15 protein-coding genes and 1 pseudogene are annotated in these 24,126 nt (G+C 63.0%); 14 read left to right on the top strand and 2 right to left on the bottom strand.

What is annotated here, in order from left to right; all coding sequences use genetic code 11:
* Nucleotides 1-151: 151 nt before the first annotated feature.
* The 9 genes from ACOYYX_RS16275 (at nt 152) to ACOYYX_RS16315 (ending at nt 16,090) form a co-directional block, all read left to right on the top strand.
* Nucleotides 152-1,648 (top strand): ArnT family glycosyltransferase, encoded by a 1,497-nt coding sequence (locus ACOYYX_RS16275; RefSeq protein WP_422930964.1) that lies wholly within the window; start codon nt 152-154, stop codon nt 1,646-1,648.
* Between the two features lie 729 nt (nt 1,649-2,377).
* Entirely contained in the window at nt 2,378-4,129 is a 1,752-nt protein-coding gene (locus tag ACOYYX_RS16280) for a glycosyltransferase family 4 protein (protein WP_422930965.1), read from the top strand.
* Nucleotides 4,130-4,166: 37 nt separating this feature from the next.
* A complete protein-coding gene (locus ACOYYX_RS16285) occupies nt 4,167-6,422 on the top strand; it encodes a GumC family protein (protein ID WP_422930966.1) in 2,256 nt (751 codons plus the stop codon).
* A 204-nt stretch (nt 6,423-6,626) separates the two neighbouring features.
* Entirely contained in the window at nt 6,627-8,189 is a 1,563-nt protein-coding gene (locus ACOYYX_RS16290; protein ID WP_422930967.1) for an O-antigen ligase domain-containing protein, read from the top strand.
* A gap of 247 nt (nt 8,190-8,436) precedes the next feature.
* The gene (locus tag ACOYYX_RS16295; RefSeq protein ID WP_422930968.1) at nt 8,437-11,439 is read left to right on the top strand and encodes a hypothetical protein; all 3,003 of its coding nucleotides are present in this window, start codon (nt 8,437-8,439) and stop codon (nt 11,437-11,439) included.
* Between the two features lie 139 nt (nt 11,440-11,578).
* Nucleotides 11,579-12,640, top strand: coding sequence for an exosortase/archaeosortase family protein (locus tag ACOYYX_RS16300; protein ID WP_422930969.1), 1,062 nt, complete (start codon nt 11,579-11,581; stop codon nt 12,638-12,640).
* A gap of 82 nt (nt 12,641-12,722) precedes the next feature.
* Nucleotides 12,723-13,397 carry an EpsI family protein gene (locus ACOYYX_RS16305; RefSeq protein ID WP_422930970.1) on the top strand — a complete coding sequence of 225 codons (675 nt, stop codon included), beginning with the start codon at nt 12,723-12,725 and terminating at the stop codon, nt 13,395-13,397.
* 81 nt (nt 13,398-13,478) lie between these two features.
* Nucleotides 13,479-14,492 carry a GDP-mannose 4,6-dehydratase gene (gene gmd / locus ACOYYX_RS16310; protein WP_422930971.1) on the top strand — a complete coding sequence of 338 codons (1,014 nt, stop codon included), beginning with the start codon at nt 13,479-13,481 and terminating at the stop codon, nt 14,490-14,492.
* 182 nt (nt 14,493-14,674) lie between these two features.
* Nucleotides 14,675-16,090 carry an alkaline phosphatase family protein gene (locus tag ACOYYX_RS16315; RefSeq protein WP_422930972.1) on the top strand — a complete coding sequence of 472 codons (1,416 nt, stop codon included), beginning with the start codon at nt 14,675-14,677 and terminating at the stop codon, nt 16,088-16,090.
* A 144-nt stretch (nt 16,091-16,234) separates the two neighbouring features.
* Here ACOYYX_RS16315 and ACOYYX_RS16320 read toward each other — a convergent pair whose 3' ends face one another.
* Both ACOYYX_RS16320 and ACOYYX_RS16325 read right to left on the bottom strand, forming a co-directional pair.
* Nucleotides 16,235-17,440 (bottom strand): glycosyltransferase family 39 protein, encoded by a 1,206-nt coding sequence (locus ACOYYX_RS16320; protein WP_422930973.1) that lies wholly within the window; start codon nt 17,438-17,440, stop codon nt 16,235-16,237.
* Between the two features lie 423 nt (nt 17,441-17,863).
* The gene (locus ACOYYX_RS16325) at nt 17,864-18,496 is read right to left on the bottom strand and encodes a class I SAM-dependent methyltransferase (protein ID WP_422930974.1); all 633 of its coding nucleotides are present in this window, start codon (nt 18,494-18,496) and stop codon (nt 17,864-17,866) included.
* 386 nt (nt 18,497-18,882) lie between these two features.
* Here ACOYYX_RS16325 and ACOYYX_RS16330 point away from each other — a divergent pair.
* The 5 genes and pseudogenes from ACOYYX_RS16330 to ACOYYX_RS16350 all read left to right on the top strand — a co-directional run.
* Nucleotides 18,883-19,401, top strand: a pseudogene (locus ACOYYX_RS16330) (transposase family protein); the annotation flags it as partial.
* Nucleotides 19,402-19,529: 128 nt separating this feature from the next.
* Nucleotides 19,530-20,652, top strand: a protein-coding gene (locus ACOYYX_RS16335; RefSeq protein WP_422926310.1) for an IS3 family transposase whose coding sequence is annotated in 2 segments (ribosomal slippage) — nt 19,530-19,810 and nt 19,809-20,652 — 1,125 coding nt in all. Because the reading frame shifts where the segments join, the coding sequence is not laid out codon by codon here.
* Between the two features lie 215 nt (nt 20,653-20,867).
* Nucleotides 20,868-21,299 (top strand): ISAs1 family transposase, encoded by a 432-nt coding sequence (locus ACOYYX_RS16340; protein ID WP_422922865.1) that lies wholly within the window; start codon nt 20,868-20,870, stop codon nt 21,297-21,299.
* A gap of 120 nt (nt 21,300-21,419) precedes the next feature.
* Complete coding sequence (locus ACOYYX_RS16345) at nt 21,420-22,736, top strand: glycosyltransferase family 4 protein (protein WP_422930975.1); 1,317 nt, start codon at nt 21,420-21,422, stop codon at nt 22,734-22,736.
* A complete protein-coding gene (locus tag ACOYYX_RS16350; protein WP_422930976.1) occupies nt 22,727-24,121 on the top strand; it encodes a hypothetical protein in 1,395 nt (464 codons plus the stop codon). Before ACOYYX_RS16345 ends, ACOYYX_RS16350 begins: the two co-directional genes overlap by 10 nt.
* Nucleotides 24,122-24,126 lie beyond the last annotated feature (5 nt).

A 24,126-nucleotide genomic window follows, 5' to 3' on the forward strand; every position in this document is an offset into this window, starting at 1 on the left:
GCACGGATCGTCAACGAGCCGGATCGGCGAACCGCGGAAAAACTCGAAGGTTTCCAATCCACACCTTTGCAACACAACATCGCTGCCCGAAACCGGGTTGTGCTACGATAGTGGTCCTTGAGCGTCCCGAGGGCTGGTGGAGACTGAGTCGATGACTGAGAGCCGGCCGAGCCTTTCACGGAAATTGCCGCTGCTTTTCCAAGGCCTGCTCATCGGCCTGGTTGCCTCGGTCCTGGTGACGCTCGACACCCCCTTCAACTCGCCGCCGCGTTACGACGGCGCCGGCTATGCGACGCTCGGCTGGGGATTGGCCCAGGGCCAGGGCTATCGGGAGTGGCATCATCCCGACGCTCAGCCCCATACCCATTTTCCCCCGGGCTATCCTCTGGCGTTGGCCGGACTCTTTAAATTCGCGGGGAGGTCGGTCTTCGCGGCGCACGTCCTCTCGATCGTGCTGACCGTCTCGGCCTGCATCCTCTATTGGCGCTGGTTCGTGCCTCGATACGGACGCCGCACCGCGTTGATCCTGGGACTCGCCCTGGCCGTCAACTGGACCTGGGGGCGGACCGGCGGGACGATCCAGTCCGAGCCCCTCTTCTTCTTCCTGGGCGCGCTGGTCCTGCACGTCGAGGTTTGGAGCCGAGACAAAGGGCTCGCCGCCGGGCTCCTCCTCGGAGTCATGCTCGGTGCCTGCGTGCTGACCCGTCACGTCGGGACCTGCCTGGCGATGGCCATTGTCGTTCAGGGGCTGATGCAGCGTCGATTCGTCGCCATGATCGGAACCCTACTTGGGATGGGGATGTGCCTGCTCCCCTGGGTCGGATGGCTCGCAACCTCTCAGAACCGCTCCCAGGCCGGTCTTTTCATGGGAGGGAACCTGATTGGCCTGGTGGCGGATCAAACCGGCTTCTACCTGCGACGGATTCCCGACCAGGTCATGGGGCCGGTGGTCGAAATCGCAACCGTCTTCACACGGTCGAATCTCATCGCGGGGCTTGCGACGACCTGGGCGCTACTCGTCTCGGGGGTCGTCGTCGTCGGTTGGGTACGGCTCGCCGGTTCCCCTCGAAGGCGACTAGCCGCTCTAATTCCCGGGCTGACGTTCCCCCTGCTCCTCGTCTGGCCCTTCACGGAGGCGGGTCGGTTCCTCATCCCGCTAGTCCCCTTCCTCATTTTGGGGCTCGCGGAGGGGCTCGCGTTCGTACTCTCCTTCAAGATGAAGCGATCGCGACGATTTGCGGCAAGGCTCGTCTTATTAGTTTCCTTGCCTTACCCATTGTATTCGGCGGCGACCGGACGGGCGGCGGCGCAGGAGCGGACTCATCAGGCGTTCGACTCCGCTTGCTCCTGGATCGTCGCGGAGGGAAACCGGTCGGGACCTATCGTGACACACTACGCGGCCGACCTTTCCTGGCAGACGGGCCGACGAGCGTTAGAGGTCGATACATTCGACCATAAATTGTTCCTTTCGGCGTTACATCGTTATAACGTGGCCTACGTTATTGTAGACGAGCAGCCGTTCGCGAACGCTCCGCCCGACCCCGCGGGCGCGGCCGTGAAAGCGGCTCCGGGTTCGTTCATCCTCAAGTGGGGACCAATTCAAGGAGTGAGCATTTACGAGAGACAACATGAAGTCGAACATCCGTAGCGGAAAATCTCGACGGGATCGCGAAATCTGAGGACCCTTCCCGCGTGCCCCCGGAGGATTCAGTACACTGGTTCATGAGGCGGGAATCGTCGACCACGGTCGCTCTTGAAGGCCGAATTCGCAAGCGAAATGAAGGACGAATTGCCGAGCGTAGCGGCTCCTCGGGAGCGCCCTGATACCGCAACGCGGATGCGTTCCGGTCTTGACCGGAGTCGTCGAAATGCTGATACTCTGCCAATCAGGTGAGTTCCGCCTTGGGCCGTTCATCGAGGTGGACAACAGCAGCTTGAGTCATGGAAGACGAGTCTTGATTGTGAATCCTTGTGCGTGCATCTCGGCTCGTAACGCCCCCTATCCGTTAAGCATCCCCCTTAATCTTCGGCTCATTCGCGAAACCGTTGCGTGTCGATTTTGCTCCGTCCCGCCGATCATCACACAGGTTTTCCGCGTAGTTAACTTAGTTTCCCCGGTCGAAGCTAAGGTGACACTAAATCGGTTACCACGACAACTAATTCGTTGGTTCAACTCTTGGGACCTTCCCTGACGGGGATTGTCACTCAACCGATCGATTTCACCCTGTGTACGGCCTCTAGGCGATCCCTTTGAATTGAAGCGACCTGGGCGATTTGACCTCTGGTCTCAAGCAGGTTGATAAGCCAAGGCGGCTTCCGTCGACGTATTCCTCTCTTGCCTAGAACTCCATCAAGGGTGTTGAGGAAGATCCTGTCCATGATGTTCTCGAACACCTTGCTCTTGATCTTCGCGATCGCCTTCATGGGCTGCGTGCTCGCTACGCCCGTGGTGACCAGGATCGCCATCTGGGCCGGTGCCATCGACCGGCCCGACCAATTCCGACGCATTCACAAGGGGGCGACCCCTCGCCTTGGTGGGCTCGGCCTGGCCTTCGGTATCGGTGTCGGGGTCATGCTCGCTGGGTTTGGAGGATACCTCAACGAATGGTCGGGTTTCGCCGAGTGGTGGTCCAATCAATGGTGCATCCTGGCCGCATCGTTGATCGTGCTGATGGTCGGCTTCTTCGATGACACCATCTCGCTCGGTCCTCGGATGAAGTTGGCTGGGCAAGGGATTGCGGTGCTCGTCCTCTATGTGGGCGGCGTTCAGATCGAAGGTTTCGAGCTACTCGGGAGGGGTATCGACCTCTCTCATCCCAGCATCAATTTGCCGCTCGGCAGCCACATCGTCCCGATCTCACCGAGCCTGGTGGTCACGATGTTCTGGTTCCTGGCGTGCATGAATATCTGGAACCTGATCGACGGGATGGATGGCCTCGCCTCGGGCGTTGGCCTGCTCGTCAGCGGCACACTGACCCTCGTCGCGATCCACCACCAGAACTACGGCGTGGCGATACTCGCCGCGTCGCTGGCCGGCAGTCTCGCGGGGTTCCTCCTCTACAACTGGCACCCGGCCTGCATCTTCCTCGGCGATAGCGGCAGTCTGCTCATCGGCCTGTTGATCGGGATCATCGGCGTTCAGGGGTCACTCAAGGGCTCCTCGGCCTTCTCGATCATGTTCCCGATCCTCGCGATGGGCCTGCCGATCTCCGACACGGCCATGGCGATCTTCCGGCGCTGGGTGCGCAACCTGCCGCTCAGCTCCGCCGATCGTCGCCACATCCACCACCTGCTCATCGGCCTCGGCCTCAACCCCAGGCAGGCCGCCTTACTGCTCTACTGCTTCTCGGGCTTCCTCTGCGGTGCGGTCCTCCTTGGGGTCGCGCTGCGGAACGAGATGCTCGCCATCGTCCTGGGTATGACAGGGTGCCTCGCGTTCCTCCTGATCCTGACCAGCCGCCGAGACGAACTGGCCAATCTCAGGAGCGACCTGCAGGCCCGCATCGCCCGCGGCAAGCAAGAGCGGTTCGCGGCCAAGATCACCTACGAGGCGATTCAACGCATCGAGCTTTGCGACCAGGTCGTCAAGGTCCGAGTTCTGCTCGAAGACGCGGCCAAGACGCTCGGCTGCGAGATCCTCCAGATCTCCTGCACCCGCGACGGGCTCGAGATCTTCGCCCCCAACGTGGAAGTCAGCGGAGAAGGCTATACCGAGCCCACACGAAAGCTGACGGGCCCCTCGGCCGTTTTCCGACTCTCCACGGGCAAGGACCTTTTCTTGACGGTCGCCGTTCATCAGGAGCCGGACGCGACGTTGGCCGCCGACATCGCATTCCGGTTCCTGCAACGTCTGTCTCAAGCTACGGCCGAGCGGGTCGAGCGATTGATTGCCGTCGCCCGGGATGAGTCCGCCAGCACCACCGAAGCCGCTTCGGAAGCGCTCACGGAACAACCCTCGACATCGGACGCCCTCGGTTCGGGGGGCCGCTTAAAGTCTCAAACCGTCCCGGTCCTGGCTCTCTCCCCGGAACCCACTACCCTCGCAAGGATGCCGATTCAATGGCTACGGATGGTCATGGGCTGGGAGTCGAGGACGGTGGCTCATCGCCCCTCCCTCGGGGAGAAATGATTCGAAGGATTCGCTGATCTAAGGAGTGGACCGCCCCATGGAAGGACTACAAGCGTACGCAGGGCCCCCTCGCCCCCCCAGCCTGCCGGCCCATAATTACCATCATCAGCAACAGCACCACCATGCCACGACGAAGCCGTCGAAGGCCCCGGCCGATTATTTCCGGGCCATTCGACGCCGTGTTTGGCTGGTTCTGGCCATTGCCGCGCCGCTGAGTATCCTCGGCGGTATCTGGACGGCGCGCCAGCCCAACGTATATTCCGTCAAAGCCCAGATCCTGATCCAACCCCCGACGTTCGATCCCCATCTCTCGGCGCTGATCGCCAAGGATAGTGGCGGCCCTTCGAACGGGGAGTCGGATGAAAAGTACGTTTCGAACCGCATCGCGATGCTGCGCAGCAAGGGGCTGGTCGAGAAGGTGCTCACCGATCCAACCTTGCTCCAGCCGGATGGGACACCGATCGACTCCGCCGATGAAATCCTCGGCTCCCTCCAGTCCCGGCCGCTCACCGGTACTAGCCAGTTCAATGTCTCCCTCGATGGGACCGACCCCGCGCGGGTTACCCTCGAGTTGAGCCTGATCCTGGAACAGTTCAAAAAAGATGCACTGATCGAGATCGATAAGAAGATCGATACGGCCAAGGAATATGCGCAGACGAGCTTGAACGACCTCGAAGGGGATCTAGGCAAGTTAGAGAAGGATATCTCGACAAAACTGCGAGAGTCCGAGACGATCGGCCCCGAGGGGAAGAATCTGAAGCAGTTGGAATACGAAAAGCACCTCGCAAACATGGAGCGGTTGTATTCCCAGCTCGAAGACCTGAAACAGCAGGCCCACCTCGCTCAAAACTCGCCTGATCCCAAAACCCAACGCGAGATCGCCCGGAAGGAAGCCAAGATCGAGGCCCTCGAGATCGAATACGAGAAGGCCGAAACACACCTGAAAGATTTGAGAAGACGAATCAAGGTTGCCTCGACCGATCCGGCGGTGATCAAAGTGCGGTCTCGCTTGAAAGAGCTCTCCACAAAGCTTACCAAGCTCAAGGCTCCTACCGCGGCCGGTGAAATGCCCCTCGATCCGTTCGAGTCCCTCGTTAGCGCGAAGACGGCCGAGATCCAGAGCATCGAGCAGCAGGCGCAGGCCTGTCTCGTCGGCATGCGTGAGTCGATGCCCGAGCACCAGGCCTTCACCGACCTCATCCGTCGGCAGGAGACCAAGATCCAGCAGATCGCGGCCATGCAGACGCGGATCTGGGAATTCAACATGGTCACGAAGTCTCGCAAGGACCCGGTCTCGATCATATCCCCTCCCGTCGAGCCGACCTCTCCGATCCGGCCCAAGCGGGCTTTGAACGTGGCCCTCGTGATCTTCTTCAGCCTGGGTCTCGGCATCGGCCTCGTCTGCTTCCGCGAGTATCTCGACCACACGGTCAAGTCTCCCGAGCATCTGACCTCGGGCCTCGGCCTGCCTCTCTTCGGCGTCGTTCCGCGGATCCGACGTTCCTCACTCAGCCAGCGTGGCGGCCACCTCTGGACTTCGGCGATCCCCGACTCCATCGAAGCCGACGCCTATCGGAACTTGCGGGCGAGCTTACTCGGGGGCTCCGATCGCCAGGGCCAGCTCGTGAGCCTCCTCGTCACCAGCGCCAAGGCCGGCGAGGGCAAGAGCACCACGGCGCTCAACCTCGCGGCCACCTGTGCCCGGGCCGGCGAGCGGACCTTGCTCCTCGATGTTGACCTGCGACGGCCCAGCCTCGGGAACGTCTTCCAGGACGACCAGGAGAATCCGCTCGGACTCGTGGATGTGCTTCGAGGCGACCTGCCCTGGCAGCGGACCGTCGTCCGCACCGACATCCCCAACCTCGACTTCATCCCCACCGGTGATACGCGGGGCGTCCCGATCGAAATCCTCGGGACACTGGAACTCCGCCAGTTGATCCTGGGCCTGACGCATCACTATGACCGGGTCATCCTCGATGGCCCCGCGATCCTCGGGCTTGCGGACTGCCGGATGCTCGGCCGAGTCGTCGATGGTGCTCTCTTCGTGGTCCGATCGGGGGCTCACGAATTGCGCCCGCTCCAGCACGCCAAGACCATGCTGGAACAGTCGCAAGTCAACATCGTGGGCGTCGTTTTCAACGGCCTCAAGGAAGACCTCAAGCACTGGTCGAGCTACGGGCCGGACACGCCCTACGGGTACACCGAGGCGAGGCTCTCCGGCCGCAACTCGGCCCTCGGCTCGTCTTCCGACAACTACGCCGCCCTGCCCCTGGTCGGGGCCAAGGAAAGCTGAGTCCAGGCCGATGGGATGGGGACGGCATCGCCCTGGTGCCGTCCTTTCCATTCTTCGGCCCTCATTGATTCGCGAGGGGCCCTTCGGGATCGACTCGCACCTCACCGACTTGAAATCACACCTGAGCTCGAACATTCGCGGGTCAATCTCGAGCCTCCCCGAAGCCGCAGCGCTCGGGAAGGTCCATGGATGGAGACTTCCCCTTTGACTATCCGGCAACGACTCCTGAACGGGACGGATCGCGTGATTGCGATCGTGCTCGTCGCCCTCCTCGCCGGCACGACGCTCGCCTTCGGGGGGGCCGTCTGGTGGATGCCAACCGCCACGGCCGGGCTCACGGTCCTCTTTGTGCTGATGTGGCTGATCCACGTCGCGCTCGAAGGCCGGATGCGGATCCTTAAAAGTCCGCTCACGTTCCTCGGACTCATGGCCGTCGGCCTCGGCGTGGCCCAACTCGCCCCGCTCCCCGGTCCGATCGCGAGTCGCCTTTCTACGAAGGCCCGGCAAGTGTATGCCCAGGGATTCTTCGCGGATCGCGCCCAGGCAATCGACCCTTCGGTCGAGCTCCCCGAGGGGGCCTTGCTCCGCTCCCCCGTGTCGCTGGACCGCGCGGCGACGCTTCGTTGGGTGGTGGGGGCCGTGATCTGTCTCGGGATCTTCTGGGGCGCCTCGCAATTCATCGACAGGCTCGAGCGTTTTTATCTGATCCTGGGCAGCCTCGTCGCCGTCTTCTTGCTAAATACTTCATTCGGCATCGCGCAGGTTGCCTGCAATGCGAGCGGGCTCTATGGGAACATGGAGCCGGGCTCGGGGGCGGCCTGGTCTCCTACGCTACATGATTATCTCAAGGCTCCCAACGCCACAGTACTTCGGGTCGGCACGAGCGCCGGGAAGCCGCCGATCACCTGGACTGAATCGATCCCCGAGCGCCCCTTCCTCATGGGGACGTTGATGGGCGGGACGGCAGCCTACCTCGCCCTGGCGTCGATTGCCTTGCCCCTCTCGTTCGGGATCTTGCTCCAGATCATCGCCCCGCGCGGGAGTCGCGAACGCATCGCGGTCCGGCTCAGCGAGTCGGGGCAGAGCGGCCTGGCCTTGTTACTGACCTCGATGCTCTTCTGCAGCACCGCCCTGGTCGGGTTCCTGGTCGATCCGATCTCGAGCCTGCCGTTCGCCATCGCCCTGGTGTTGGTCGGTATCCCGGGTGCAAGGGCCTCGGGCCTCCGATGGACGGCGGTCGGCCTGACGATGTTCATGCTGCTCGGGATCGGCATGGGCCTCTTGCTCCGAAATCTCCTCGAGCGGATCCCGGGTGCGATGCCGGAAATCGGCACAGCAAACCTGTATACTGCTTCACATGTATGGCGTGATGCTTTGCGCATCATTCGCGACTTCCCCATCCTCGGGGTCGGTGTCGGCGGGTTCGGGACGGTCTATCCCTTCTACAAGTCGCAGGACGAGTCGGTATCGACGGCCCTGAGCAGCCTGCTTCAATGGTGGGCCGAGTCGGGCGCGATCGGCATGCTGATCCTGGCCGTGGCGCTCCTCTGGTGCCTCTGGCGTTTACCGAAAGCCATACGGTCCGTGGGAACCGCCGATCGCTCTCTGGTCTTCGGCTTGATCGGAGCGGCGGTTGGGCTTAGTCTGTACGCAACTATCCACTGGACAGTCGAGCTGACCGCCGTCGCCATCGCCGCCAGCGTTCTGGGAGGAACCTGCAATCGCTGGCTAGCCGGGGGGACCGATCTGTTCGTCGAGCGTGGGTAAGCCGACTACTCGGCGCGCTTCAAGGAGGAACACCCCCACGATGCCGGATACCGCTTGCCTTCACATCAGAGCCGGTGACACCGACCCGATCCGCGTTGTCGAAATCGCGGGATTGTCGGTCCGAATAGGTCGCGCTTCGTATTGTGAAGTAAGGCTCCCCGAGCCCGATCTCGCGGAAGAAGAATGCCGCCTGCGTAATCGCGGAGGAGCCTGGCAGATCGTCCCCACGCGGGGCGGTACTTCCCTGATGATCGAAGGCCGGCACGTCGACGAGACCTGCCCGCTCCCATTCGACGTCCCGTTTCGGATCGGCGACCACTGGTTGACCCTGCGCCCCACGAGCTCGGCGCTGCCGGAGTGGGCCCCTCACTCCGTTCCTTCGCGGGCCGAGGTCCCGCCCGTCCTCAGGGCCACCACTGTGTCGACGGAGGCATTCCGCCCCGTCACCCCCCGCGCCGAGGTCTCGAGACCACCGGCCGAAGTCAAGGCTCCCTCCCCGGCCCCTGCCCCACCGACATCGGGGAGCGACCACCTGGCCGAGTGGCGGAACCGCCAGCAAGAACGTGCGACTCGGCCTCGGACGGGGGCGGATCAACGTACCTGGGAACAGCGCTGGAAGGCCGCTGGCGAGAAAATTCGCTCGCGGAACGAGGGGACGGTCTCGCCGGCCATACCTCCCGTGGCCCCGAGGACGGCTCCCATGCCGCCTCCGGCCCGAGCACCTCGCGCGGAAGCCCGATACGAGCAGCCGCGACTGTACGACGTGGCTTCCCACGTCGGCCCCGCTCAGCCTCCGTCGATGGCGGCCGTCGAGCGATTGAAGAGCCGACCAGAGGCGACGGAATCGCCCCGGCCCTCTCCCTACCAGGCCCCCGAGACGCGGCGGCCTCCTCCGGTCGTCCCCTCGGTCGCGGAAACGCGAGACTCCAGGCCTGCTCCGTTCCAGACGCCCGAAATTGCACGCACGCCGACAGTGCCACCTCCGGCAACCGAGCTGACCGTCAAGGCTTGGAACCCGCCCCAGGCCCCGGCCTCGGATGCGAGCGGGAGTTCCTGGGCCGGCTCCCACGTCCCGCACGCGCAGGACAATTCGTTCCACGAGAATTACGCACCTCCCGACCCGCAACGCTTCTCATCTCCCGGGACGCAGGTCGCGACGCTGTCTCCCCCCATCGCCAAAGTGAAGGTGACGGAGTGGCACGAAACCGAGACTGAAGTCGAGGAAGCCGACCTCGAGGAGTCGGAATCCACCCAGGAATCGCCGATTGAGGCCAGCGACGAAGAACTCGCCCCGCCGACGAGTGAATGGGATGCCCTTGAAACCTCGAACGAAACCGTCGAGATCGATGTCGAGGTCCGGTCCGAAGAGGTGACGATCGAAGCGGTTCCGGAAGTGATCGCGCCGGATCCTCAACCCGAAGTCATTGCTGACGCTGAAGCCGAACCGGCGATGGGCGGCCCGACCCACTCGCGGATCCTTCGGCTCCTCTCCCCGATCGTCTCGAAGCCTCGCCCCCAAGTGGCTTCGACAGAGACGGATGAGGCCCCGAATTCTCTCGATGTCGGCGAGGCCAGGGGCATCCTTGAGCCGTCCGACCTCATGGGCCGTAAGGCCAGGCGTACGAACCGCCCGACGCGTCAGACGTCGATCCGAGATTCACTGGTCAACCGCCAAGCCGCGACCTCACGCCCCGCCAAGGCTCCCAGCGAGACGAAGCCGCGCGGCTCCCAGGCCGCCCCAATTGAGGCCAAGACGAACGGGGTCCGTGCGGAGCCGATCAACCCGAAGACCAACGGCTTCCATGCCGCTCCGGCGGAGCCGAAGGTCGGGCCAACGCCTCGACCCGAGGCCCGGCGTCCGGCAGGAACCAACGGCTTCCATCCGCCCCGGGGTGGGTCGAACCAGGCGGGGTTTGGTGCGACCGAGGCAGCTCCCGAAGCAACTTCGCAGCAGGAAGCTCGCTCGCCCTTCGTCAAGACCCTTGAAGGCCCCGCACTCCCTCCCCCTCGCGAGGACGGGGCGAGCCCGCAGGATAGCCCCCGCGAATGGCCGCGTGCCGCCGACATCTTCTCGGCCTACCGAAGGCCCGAGCCTCGCGAGCCCCAGGTCCAGGCCCAGGTCGCGAAAAGCAAGGTCACGGTGCAGCAACTCGCCACCGAGATGTACGAGCCCGCGAGTTGGAGTCTGCCGCTCTGGGCTAGCTGGCTACCCGCTATGCTGATGATCCTGCCCGTCGGCGCCGGGGTGATCATGCTCTCCCTGTCGTGGACGCGCGATGATCAGTCGGCGGGCGTCGTGAGTGGCGTCCTCGCTCATGCGGAAATCACCAAGCCGATCGCCAAAGACCTGATACCCGAACCGACCCAGTGGTGGGCAACTTCGGCCTCCAAGCTCGCACTCTGGGGCTCTTACTTCGAGCGCATGAGCAAGGCCTCGCCCGACCAGATCGAGACGGCCAAGGTCTATTTTGAGGCGGCGTCGAACTCCTCTCCCCTACACTCTCAAACGCTGCTGGCCAGGGCCCGACTCTCCGACTCCGACGAGGCGGACAAGCTCTACGTGGCCTCGTTCGGCCTGAGCCGCGACATCGAGTCTCTCGCCTTTTCCGGCTCGAAGTGCCTCAAGAGTGGCAAGAAAGAGTCGGCGATCAAGCTCTATCGCCAGGCCCTCGAGATGGCCTCGCGTGTCCAGATCACGCGGATGACCTTGCCCAGCTTCAACGACGAGTCCCAGACTCGCCGATATCGCCTGCCGAATGAGGAACTGATTTACCGGATCATCGGCGACATGGCGAGGGAAGAGAGCTGGACGTACGCCGAGTGGTCATCCGCGATTCCCCCTGATAGCCTGATCCAGCTCGTGACGGCCCGGATCCTCACGGAACGAGGAGCTCCCGAAGCCGCGAAGCTCATCGACCAGATCGTCGAGCACGTCGAGAAGAAGCAAGCCCCCGCCTCGGCGCTCGACGCCGCGGCCGAGGCCGAGGCCCTGGCCCAGCGATCCCGCTGGGATGAATCCCAGGAACGTTACAAGCTCGCCATCGACATGATGTCGAACGGCCTCATCAGGCGCTCCTGGTGGATCAACGTCGCCGACCTCGCCAAGCAGGTCAACGACGAAGCCGGCCAGCAGAAGGCGCTCGAATTGGCCAAGGGGACTCAGAATTCCGACGAGGTCTCGAAGCGAGCGACGGAACTCCTGAGATACATAACGATTCGTGCGGACAAGGGTCAAGCACCGCGACGTTGATGCGACTTCGGAATCTCTCACCCACGGACCGGCTTGATTCCATCGTCCGGGACGGATCTTAAGGACAACGGTCATGGCGACGACGCCCAGCGCCCCCTTCACCCCCCCACGGGAGGATTCCGGAGTCACGGAGCCAGCCATGCAGGGAATTGGCGAAGACGGGGCTCGATTCACGATTGATGAATCGGCCCACTCACGGACGAGTCAATCCGAGATCCTGGCCGGACCGGCCAGGACGACGCCCGTATCCTCGGCGAGTGTCGCCGCAACCTCGAAAGTCTCCGAGGCTCCCGCCCGGGAGAGGGACCTCCGGGACCTGGTGCTCGAATCCTGGTCCGACCCGAACCAGAGAGGCTGGTTCGTCGGCACCGTCATCTCGCTCCTGCTCCTCTGCATGACGTTCGAGGTGAATCTCCGCCACTTCGTCTATGCCTGGACGACCGACGAGAACTACAGCCACGGCTTCCTCGTCCCGTTCATCAGCCTCTATTTCGCGAATCTGGCTTACAAACGCGGCCCGATCTCGACCAAGGGGGGCGTTGGCCTCGGCCTGTTCATGCTCGCGGTCTCGCTCTTCGGTCGCCTGGTGATGGTCTTGCTGCCGATCCCCTTCCTCGGCGACCTCGCCTTTTTGCTGGGCGTCGCCGGGGTCTGTGCCTTGATCGGCGGCACACAGGCCCTCCGACGTTACGGCTTCGCGATCTTCTTCCTGATCTTCATGGTTCCGCTTCCCATCGCCCTGTACACGAAGTTTGCCTCTCCTTTGCAGTTGTTGGCCAGCCAGATTGCTACCGTGGTGCTGAACGCCACGGGCGTCCCGGCCCTCTGCGAAGGGAACATGATGTCCCTCCCTGGCGGGATCCAGATGTTCGTGGCCGAGGCCTGCAGCGGCATGCGTCAGTTGACGGGCTTCCTCGCCCTCACGGCGGCCGTCGCCTACCTCTCGGGGCGGCCGGGATGGTATCGCGTCGCGGTCATCCTGTCGGCGATCCCGATCGCCATCACCGCGAATGTCACGCGAGTGATCCTAACCGGCTACATCATGTACTTCGTCGATAAGCAGTATGCTTCGGGGACATACCACACGCTCGAAGGCCTCCTGATGATGGGATTCGGCCTCGCCCTGCTCAGCCTCGGGCGCTCGGCACTCGATCAGGTTGCTTTGCTCGTCAACTCCCCGCCACCGCCGGCCGTCGCGTGACCTTCGGGACGAAGGAACGCACCGAGCAACCCCCGGATATCATCGATAGATCATCGATCATTTATAGAGCCAAGGCAATTTCATGTCACCTTTGACGAGAGTGGTGATCTGCGGAGCCCTCCTGACCTGCGGGTACGCGGCGCAGGCGGCGCTCGAATCGTACGTGAAGATCGAGCGCCCTCCGCTCAACGGCTCATTGGCGACGCTGCCGATGCAGCTCGGCGATTGGGTCGGCCGCGACGAACCGGTCAAGCAGGACATTATCGATCGGGCCCAGACGACCGATTTCATCAACCGGATCTACGAGTGGCGCAAGCAGCCGGGGCGCAGCTTCGGGCTCTGGATCAACTACTCGACCGAGGGCCTGAATCTGCGGCATTCGCCGGAGGTCTGCCTCCCGTCGAGCGGCTGGGCGAAGGTCGAGTCCCTCTGCAAGGAGAAGGACGTCGAGTACCAGCCCGGCAAGAAGCGCCGGATCATGCGGCTGGCCTATACGAAAGAAGACCAGGTTGAGGGAATTGGCTTCTGGTACTACATTTTCGGGGAAGGATCGCTCGAACGCTACGTCAGGAAGCTCCCGATCACGAGCCGGAGCAGCCACGGGCGGACGACGCGAGGGTCGGGGATGACCGTCGAGGTCTTCTGCCCCGGCGACCTCGATCCCAACGGGGAGGCGCTCGACGACTTCGCGAAGGAACTGCTCGTCGCGTTGGAGCCTTTCCTTCCCAAGGATCGGGCCGATTACTATGTCCCTTGAGTTCCACGTTTCGGTAACCCTTCTGAAGGACGGTAGCCCCTGGCCTCGGCCGTCGGGACCTCACCGGAGAGGAATGGACGCATGAAGAGTGCCTTGATCACGGGGATCACCGGTCAGGACGGCTCCTATCTCGCCGAATACCTGCTCTCGAAGCCGGACTACGTCGTCCACGGCCTCGTGCGCCGCTCGAGCAGCCTGAATCGACAGCGGATCGACCACATCTTCAAGGACCCGAACGTCCGCGACCGGTTCCACCTCCATTACGCCGACCTCGCCGACGCGTCGAGCCTTTCGTCGCTCATGGAGGTCGTGCGTCCCGACGAGGTGTACAACCTCGGTGCCCAGAGCCACGTCCGCGTCTCCTTCGACCAGCCGCTCTACACGGCGGACGTCGTGGGCCTGGGTACGCTCCGCCTGCTCGAGGCGGTCCGCCACCTGCACCGGACGCACCCTGTCAAGTTCTACCAGGCCTCCAGCTCCGAGATGTATGGGTCGGCCGCGCCGCCCCAGACGCTCGAGACCCCGTTCCACCCGCGCAGCCCTTATGCCTGTGCGAAGCTCTACGGGCACTGGCAGACCGTCAACTACCGCGAGGCCTACGACCTCTTCGCCTGCTCGGGCATCCTCTTCAACCACGAGAGCCCGCGCCGGGGTGAGTCGTTCGTCACCCGCAAGATTACCCTGGGGGCCACCCGGATCAAGGAAGGGCTCCAGAAGAAGCTGGTGATGGGGAACCTCGAGGCCAAGCGTGACTGGGGTTTCGCCGGCGACTACGTCCGCGCCATGTGGCTCATGCTCCAGCAAGAGAAGCCGGACGATTATGTCGTCGCGACGGGCGAAACCCACTCGGTCCGCGAATTCCTCGAGATCACCTTCTCGCTGCTCGACCTCGACTATCGCGACTTCGTCGAGTTTGACCCGCGCTTCATGCGGCCGTCGGAAGTCGACGTGCTGCTCGGCGACGCGAGCCACGCCGAGAAGACCCTCGGCTGGAAGCCCGAGGTCTCGTTCCAGGGCCTGGTGAAGATGATGGTCGAGCACGACCTCGAACTCGCCAGGCGTGAGAAGTTCGCGGCCGGATACGCCACGGCCTGACACGATTCACGCCGAATCGGCCCGAGATTCGCCCTCGATGAACTGCTTGTCGACCCGATTCGAAGGGTCGGTCTTCGGGCAGCCATCGGCACGGCGGCTCTCCGGGCCGACTTCCGTTGGCAGTCTTTCATACTTACTTTTGCGAAGCGCCGACGGTGACTTCGGCAGGGAGTGCAGCGAGAATGAGCCCCGGGCCTAATACCAAGGTGGTGGTGATCGGTCTAGATTGTGCCGAGCCCAGCCTGGTCTTCGATCGGTATGCCAGTCGGCTACCCAACCTGACGCGACTCCGCGAGCGAGGCGTCTGGGGCCAACTCCGAAGCTGCGACCCGCCCATCACGGTCCCCGCCTGGATGTCGATGATGTCCAGCAAGGATCCGGGGACTCTTGGCTACTACGGCTTCCGCAACCGGGCCGATCGCTCCTATGAGAAGATGACCACGGCGACCGCCCTGGCCGTCAAGGAGCCTCTCCTCTGGGACATGCTGGGTGCGGCCGGCAAACGCTCGATCCTGATCGGGGTTCCGCAGACGTATCCCCCGCGCCCGGTCAACGGCCTGATGGTGACGGACTTCCTCACCCCCTCCATCCAGTCCAACTACACCTTCCCTCCCGAGCTCAAGACCGAGATCGCCGGACTGCCCGACGTCCACCCCTACGAATTCGACGTCAGCGACTTCCGGACCCCGGATAAGGGCAAGATCCGCGACTCGCTCGTCCGGATGACCGACAAGCGGTTCGCCCTGGCCCGACACTTCATGACGACGAAGCCCTGGGACTTCTTCATGATGGTGGAGATGGGCACCGACCGCGTCCACCACGCCTTCTGGCAGTACATGGACCCGGCCCACCACCGCTATGAGCCTGGGAATCCGTTCGAGAGCGTGATCCCCGACTACTACGAGCACGTCGACCGCAAGATCGGCGAACTCCTCGAGATCATCCCGAAAGACGCTAACGTGATCGTCGTCTCCGACCACGGCGCCAAGTGCATGGACGGCGGCATCGCGCTCAACGAGTGGCTCTACCAGAAGGGCTACCTCGTCCTCCACGAACCCCCGACGGCCCCCTCTCGGCTCGAGGCGCTCAAGGTCGACTGGGCCAAGACGACGGCCTGGGGATCGGGCGGCTATTACGGCCGACTCTTCCTCAACGTCAAGGGGCGCGAGCCCCAGGGCCTGATCCCGCCCGAAGAGTACGAGGCGACCCGCGACCGCCTGATCGCGGAGCTCGAAGCCCTCGGCGACCCTCAGGGCCAGCCGATCGGCACCCGCGTTCTGAAACCGGAATCGCTCTACAAGGTCACCCGCGGCGAGGCACCGCCGGATCTCTTCGTCTACTTCGGCGACTTGCGCTGGCGCTCGGTCGGCACGCTTGGCACCGGGGAAATCCACACCTTCGAGAACGACACCGGCCCCGATGACGCGAATCATGCCCAGAACGGGCTCATCATCCTCAACGGCCCCACCATCAAGCCGCATGGCCCCGTGGATGGCCTCCAGTTGATGGATGTGACCCCGACGATCCTCAAGCTGTTCGGGATCAATCCCCCTGCCGATCTCCAGGGGCATCTCATCAAAGATGCCGTCGCCGGCTGAGTCCGGCCGGAAGGCTTGACAGACTGGAAATGACGAAGCGTCCGCCATCCTCGCAAAACGAGGTCGGCGGACGCTTCGTCGTTTAGGGCGCTCCGATCCAGCGGATCGGAGCGGACTTCTGCTCATGTCATGTTGATGAGCCGATCAATTCGCCGAAGGCGATAGGGGCGGGACCGAGTTCGCCGTCCTCCAGGTGCTGGGCGTGCGATAGATGGTATGGACACGCAGGCCCGCCCGGGTATGTCGCGCGAAGGCCAGGTCGAAGTCCGACTTGAGGCCCGGTTTCTTATACTCGCCCGGATAGAACCAGAACAGGACCGCCATGGCCGCTGCGAGGAATGAGAGCCGGCGCAGGGCCTGGTCCGTGGGCGAATTCACCGTCTCCGAAGTCGAAGCGATCGGCTCGGGGGCCCGGCCGATCCCGAGCGTCACCAGCATGAGCAATGCCGGCACATAGTGAAACGCGTACCCGGGAACGCCGAAATGCACCAGGAGATGTGACGCCAGCGGCGGTAGGATGCAAAGTACGAGGATCGCCGCGAGGTAACGCCCATGCGGTTGACGCAGCAACCGTGCCATTCCCCTCGGCGCGAACAGCAAGCCCGGCCCGAGGGTCCAGACCAGAGCCATTGCGGCCTTGACGCCGTAACGCACGGGGGCATCGACGAAGCCGAGATTCCAGATCGAATTGAGATATCCGCAACGATAGGCGAACTCGCGGTTCTGCGCCGAGTAGGCCTCCCAGCCCCCGACGTTGATGACCATCGGGGTGATCCAGGCGAGATTCAACACGGTGAAAAATGCGGCCGTCGCGAATGCCCTGCGCCAGCGGTGATGCCAGAGGATCACGAAGAAGACGGGTAGCCAGAGAGTCCCGATGTCCGAACGATAGCCAGTCCCGACCGCCAGGACCGCCGCAGCCGCGAACGGATGCCAGGGCCTGGGATTGGTGTGTGTCCGAGTCGCGATACCCAGGAGGAAGCATCCGACGGCGACGATCGCCGTGTAGTTCCCCGCCATGGCTCCATACGCCCAGAAGACCGGGCCGACCCCGAGGACGACGGTCGCCGCGATTGCAGTCGAGGGCTTCACCAGCGACCGTAGCCACCACCAGGCGCTCGTGAGGGCCAGGGCACTCATCAGCATGTCGAGGAGGATGATCCCTCGATAGCCGTCGCCGACGAGATTCCCGAGGATCCTTCCGCCGGCGAGGAAGAGAGTGTGCTGCGCCGGGAGAAGGAAGTTGCGGTTGATCTCGATGAAGTTGATCTCGTCGTAATCGACGGGAACCAACCGCATCACCGGCCAGCGCGTGGCGAGGACGCCGAGCAATGCCAGGGCGAATGCCACAACGAGATTCGACGGTCGGACGTCGGGTTGAACTTCGGACTGAGGCGAGAATGTAGGGAGGTTTGATTCAACGATGGTGCTAGCCATTCCCAGGAGGTCTCCATTCCTCGGCAGCGATGTCGGACGCGCGGACCTTGCATCATGCAAAGCCTACTCTACAGACCAGGCGTTTCCCCCGGCAAGCAACTTTTCGTCCGGCATTCGATCGCGTGTCGCATTATGGCCCGAGCAAAAGGAGTTAAGACAAAAGCTGATGGACTCTTTATCGTTGAGCTAGGCAGTAAGGGCGCGCGGAGTCATTGCGGGCACTGGGCCGCGCGGCAAGGATCGAGTTGGAATCGAAGCAAGGGGTCGAGGGGGGGGAAAGGAATTCGTTGATGCGTGGCGTTGGCGAATCCTCGGGAGTGTGGCCTCGAAGCCCGATCAGATTCGCGTCGCGTCCAGGATCATGGACTTCCACAGATAAGGAAGCCGACCGGCTCCGACGAAGCCATTCACGCGAAATCCTTGCTCCTCGAGCAGGGACGTCAGGGTCCTTCGCGACCAGAACTTGATGTGGCCGCCGTCCCAGAGGGGAGACACGTGAACGTCGAAGCCCCCCTTGAGGGCGATCAGCGAATTCTTGAGGTAGCCGTGGTAAGGCGTGGAGAGGATCAGTCGTCCGTTCGGGCGAAGTCCTTCACGCATCCGAGACAGGAAGAGTCGCGGGTCGTAGAGATGCTCGACGACCTCGAGGGAGATGATCGCGTCGAACTGCCGGCCGAAGAGATCCTGGATGTTGTCGTAGACGGAGGCGAGCTTGAAATCGACGGCGGGCCAGAGCCGACGAGCACGGGCGATCCCCGACTCTGCCAGGTCCATCCCGCAAACCTCGAAGCCTCGGTCGTTCAGCTCCTTGGCGAAGAAGCCGGCGCCGCAACCGGCATCCAGGACGTGGCTCCCCTTGGGCAAGGATTCGATGAGCTTAAACAGCGGCGGCCAGACATAGGCATTCGTCTGGTCGGCCTCGTCGGTGGCGTATTCGCTATAGAGATGGGGCCAGGCTGCTGCGGTCATCGTGGAGTCCCTTCCTCATATGGTGCATAACTCGCAGCTCGATTCAATCGAGCCGACCATGGGCCGGACTGCCCACGGAAGCATGGTATCGCTAGGGCAAAACCTTTCCTAGATATTTTGTTCTGACTTACCGTAACTCTCTGGCGCCGCAATGAGATTGAGTTTTATTTTTGCAAGGAATCTTAAGATTCCTCGGGAGTCGAAGGTGGAAAACCCGGGTTTCCTCGCATTCCCGGGGCACTCTAGGCCGGTAGGGACCTGATGTCTCGGAGATTTCACCACAATCGACCGGCCCGACCGCGACTTCCAGGGCTATTGACGGATTCATTGTGGGGAGGTTAGAGAAGCGTCTTCGGCTTAGAACGACCCCTTTCGAGATCCTTGGCATGGACGCACCCTCAAATCTCGGCTTGCTCCATTTCCTCGATGAGGTCCTCGACCCTCGCAGTCGACACGGCCGCCAGCATCCCCTATCGGCCGTCCTCGCCTTGGCCTGCTGCGCCATCATGTGTGGCTCCCGCAGTTATGCCGCCATCGGCCAATGGGCCCACGACCAGGACATCGCGTTCATGCATCGCCTCGGATTCACTAGGCGTCCTCCCAAGTCCGGCGGCATTCGCAAGGTCCTCATGGCCCTCTCGCCGGCCGCACTGGAGGCGGCCTTGACCCGCTGGGCCGAGGCCCTGCTCGGCCAAATCCCCGCGGAGGACGAAGGCCTCCTTGCCCCCTTCGCCCTGGACGGTAAGTCGGTTCGCGGCAGCTTCGATGGCCTGAACAAAGCCGTTCATCTGCTCTCGCTGGTCGCCCACCGATCCGGGCTGACCGTGGCCCAGGCCAAGGTGCCCGACGGCGCCAAGGACAAGACGAATGAACATAAGGCCGCCCTCCAGCTCCTCTCGGGGTTGGTCCTCGAGGGCCGTCTCATCACCGGCGATGCCATCTTCTGTCAACGCGACCTGAGCCGTCAGTATGGTGGACCCCGAAAACTGGACCATCTGTTAAGCTACTCAGACGGGTCTGAGGAGGAGGACGGATGGCGAGGAAGCGGCAAGTCCACACGGCGGCGTTCAAGGCTCAAGTCGCCCTGGCGGCCCTCAAGGGAGACCGCACGATCAACGAGTTGGCCGGCCACTATGGCGTCCATCCCACATCGATCCATGGCTGGAAGAAGCAGCTCATCAGCAGTGCCGAGGAGGTCTTCGGGAGTCCGGCCAAGGCGGCCTCGGCTGACGCCGAGGCACGCCAGGCCGAACTCTTCGAACAGATCGGGCGCCTCAAGATGGAACTCGAGTGGCTGAAAAAAGTCGCCCCATTCAGTTGAGGACCGAAGGCCCTTGATCGAGCCGGATCATCCCCGGTTGAGCGTGCGCCGCCAGTGCGAGTTGCTGGGGCTGAGCCGATCGAGCCTCTACTACCGACCTGCGGGTGAGTCGCCCGAGGACCTGCGCCTGATGCGGTTGATCGACGAGCAATATACGGCATGCCCGTTCTACGGCAGCCGCAAGATGACCGCCTGGCTGGAACAACGAGGTGAGGAGGTCAATCGGAAGCGAGTACAGCGCCTGATGCGGAAGATGGGCCTGGAAGCGATCTATGCCAAGCCCAGGCTGAGTCAGGCCGGGAGAGGCCATAAGATCTACCCTTATCTCTTGCGAGGTGTCAAAGCCCGGCGAGCGGACCACGTGTGGAGCACGGACATCACTTATGTGCCGATGAGTGGAGGGTTCATGTACCTGGCGGCGGTGATCGACTGGTACAGCCGGTACGTGATCGGCTGGCGGCTGTCGAACACGCTGGACGGCTCCTTCTGCCTGGAGATGTTGGAAGATGCCTTGAGGTCGGGGAAGCCCGAGGTGTTCAACACGGACCAAGGGGTCCAGTTCACGGCCGAGGCGTTCACCGGGAGGCTTGAGGCGGCCGGGATAGCCGTGAGCATGGATGGACGCGGCAGGGCATTGGATAACGTGTTCGTCGAACGGCTCTGGAGGACCGTGAAATACGAAGATATTTACATCCAAGGCTACGAGACGGTGCCGGAGCTGCAGCGAGGGTTGAGGCGATACTTCGGCTTCTATAACGAGGATCGGCTCCACGAATCCCTGGGGTACCGGACTCCAGGGACGGTCTACCGAGCGGACAGAGCCACGACGGCCTGATTGGACAGTAGCGAAGGATCGCCGTTTTTTGGTCTAGACAATGGGGTCCACCTCACAGATCGTCGACAGCGGCGGCCATTACCTCTGGGTGGTCAAGGACAATCAGCCCGCACTCCCGGCCGACATCCGAGCGGCCTTCGCCCCGGGAGCCGTAGAGGCTCTTTCCCCCCCGGCAGCGGCGCCTCTGGCTTGAGGCCATCGACACAGCGACCACCTTGGAGAAAGGACATGGCCGCACCGAGCGTCGCACGTCGACGGCCACGACGGCCCTGAACGGCTATCTGGACTGGCCCGGAGTGGGCCAGGTCGGCCGAATCGACTCGGTCGTGCTGCGCGACGGCAAGCGCACCACGGAGACCCGCCACTTCATCACCAGCGTGCCGCGTTCGATGGCCGGTGCCGAGGAACTCCTGCGCTGGTCGCGCGGCCATTGGACCATCGAGAACCGCTCGCACCATGTGCGAGACGTGAGCCTGGGAGAAGATGCCAGCCGGATTCGCAAAGGCTTCGGCCCCGAGGTCTTTGCGGCGTTACGGAACCTGGCCCTCGGCTTGATACGATCGACGGGGAGCACCAACATCGCCGGGGCGATGCGAAGGAATGCCAGCCGCATCAGCGATCTCTTCGCCACGCTGGGCATCTTCTAACTGTGATTAGCCGTGCCGCGACTTCGGCGTCGCTTGACGCGGGCCCCAGGGCATGATTAGGATGCTCGGTGGAAGGATACCACCCACGATCAGGCTCCACGGATGAATGAGCCATCCACCATGAATCTTCCTCCCGCCCGCAATACACTCGTCGCATGCCCCGATGCCAGGCCGCCAGCCTATCAGGCGGTGATCGGCCTGGATCAAGCCGGGCTGCTCGATCGCTTCCTCACAGGTGCTTACTACCGCGGCACCAGCAAGTTGCTGCAATTCGCCGGCCGCCTTGCCCCGAAGCCCTGGGCCAAGGTCGAACGCGTGCTTAATCGTCGGCGTGACGCTGAGATCCCCTCGGAACGTGTCGAGGCCGCCTGGGGTTTCGACGCGGCCATCCAGCTCGAGAACCGGCTCTCGGGACGGTGGTCGTCGAGCCGACGCCGCGTGGCTCGCTGGCGGACTCGCCATTTCGACCGCATCCTCGCCGGCGTGATCAAGCGTCGGCGCCCCGGCACGCTCTTCGCCTTCAGTGACGTCGCCTCCGAGTTCTCGCTGCCCCTCTGCCGGGATCTGGGCATCCCCAGCATCCTGAGCATGGTCCACGGCGACGTCCGCGAGGAGAAGCTGGTCCTGGAGCGCGAGGCCGAATGCTCGCCCGACTTCTTCCCGATCTACCTGGGAGATGGCGTCCTCGACCCGGATGAGCTCGACTGGCTGCACCAGAGGCGGCTCCGAGACCTCGAATTCGCCGATCGGATCCTCGTCCCTTCGGACCACATCGCGAACACACTGGCCCGTTACGGTACCCCTCGCCAACGGATCGAGGTCGTCCCTTACGCGGCCGATACCAGGCGATTCCTCCCCGATCCCGCGAAGATCCACGATTCTTCCTGCACATTCCTGTTCGCCGGGGGCATCACCCAGCGCAAGGGGATTAAATATCTCCTCGAGGCCTGGCGCGAGATCAAGCGGCCGGGATGGCGACTCCAGTTGCTGGGGGCGCTGCCCAAGGATGAGCGGCCGCTCGAGGGCTATCTCGACGACGTCGAGGTGCTCGGGCGCGTCGGACACTCCGAGATGCCGGGGCGGATGGCCCAGGCCGACGTCTTCGTCTTCCCGTCGCTGTTCGAAGGCTCGGCCGTCGTGACTTATGAGGCCCTCGCCTGCGGGCTCCCCTCGATCGTCACGCCCGAGGCGGGTTCGGTGGTTCGAGACGGGAGCGAAGGCTTCATCGTCCCCTCGGGCGACTCCCTATCACTCGCCGCAGCCATGGAGCGGCTCGGGAGCGACGCTGAGTTGCGTGCGCAGTTCGCGGGCTCGGCGCGAGAGCGATCGCTCGCGTTCGACTGGCCCCGGTATCACGCCTCGGTCCTTACGGCGCTATCCACCGTCATCGGAGAGGATCACGTCAATTCTTTGACGAGAGAACTCCAGTGGAACTGAACTACGTCTACGGCACGGCCGCCGTCATGGTCATCTACTTCCTGATCCAACTGATCAGCAAGAAGTTCGACCCATTCGCGCCCGTGTGGCTCTTCTTCGTGGGCTATGTCCAGGTCTATGTCGTTCAGGCCCTTTCCTACCACGACTGGGCCCTTGGGGTTCGCGGGCCGGACGTCGTCCTGGCAGCCAATCAGCGAGCATTCTGGGCCTTGATTTGGTTCCTGTTCGTGTATCACTGCGGGGTGGGGAACCTCCTCTCCAAGCTCTTGCCCAAACCTCCCACGGGCTGGTCTTCCAAGACCATCGGTGCGATCAGTCCGGTCCTGATCATCTGGGGGTTGATCTGCTCGGGGATCATGCTTCGCAACGATCCCGGCGATCAGGTCGAGATCTCGCCGGAAGCGGCCCTGCTCCACTCATTCCCGTTCGTCATGCTGGTGGCCGCCATCATGCTCATCGTGACGGGCAGGACGGGCAGCCCACCCCGGAAGCTCTATTTCTGGGCCGGGGTCGCCACGGGCGGGCTCTACGTCCTGATCTGGATGTTCAACGGAAAGCGTTCTCACTCGCTCGTCGGCGTGCTTTCCGTGATCTGTGCGGTCTACGTCTCGAAGTTTAAGCGACCATCCTGGCCTGTCCTGATCTCGACGGCCGTCTGCGGGCTCATGGCCGTCGTCATCGCGATCAGTTGGCGCTACGACCGTTCCCACGAGAGGACGTTCTCGGGGTTCGTCTCATTCCTGGCGGACTTCGACCCCGCCTGGATCCTCCAGAACATGAACATCGAGAGCGAGGACGACGACAACTACGCGACCACCAAGGAGACGACCGAGTACGGCGGATTCCTGCTCATGATGGACGTGGTGCCTTATCGTTCGGATTTCGACTTCGGTATGAACTACCTGCGCGTCTTCTCGACGTTCATACCGCGGATCGTCTGGCCGGAGAAGCCGCTCTTCGGCCGCGAGCAGTGGGTCAAGGCCTGGATAGCGGGCTCCGAGATGAAACGGGACGCCGACTTCGCCGGCCCCGCCATCGGGCTCATGGGGGCCACTCAACTCAACGGCGGGGCGACGGGCACGTTCATCGTGATGGCCTGCATCGGCATCTTCCTCCGAATGGCCTACACGTACTTCTTGACATATAGCCACGTGCCGTGGGTGCAGACCTACTGGGCCATCAGTTATTATAACGCCTGGTTCATGGTCGTGAACGACGATCCGCTTATCTGGTTCTATTATAATTACGGGTTTACGACGATGCCCCTCCTGGTCTTCCTCTGGTTCGTGAATCGTTTCCTGGGTTCCAGGGCGCCCGGTCCTTTCCCGGGACATGAAGGTGCGCCATCGCCCTCCTATTCACAAGGGTCGTACTCGCACGACTAGCCTCG

The organism is Singulisphaera chitinilytica (genome assembly GCF_049331405.1).
Lineage (GTDB): Bacteria > Planctomycetota > Planctomycetia > Isosphaerales > Isosphaeraceae > PoT.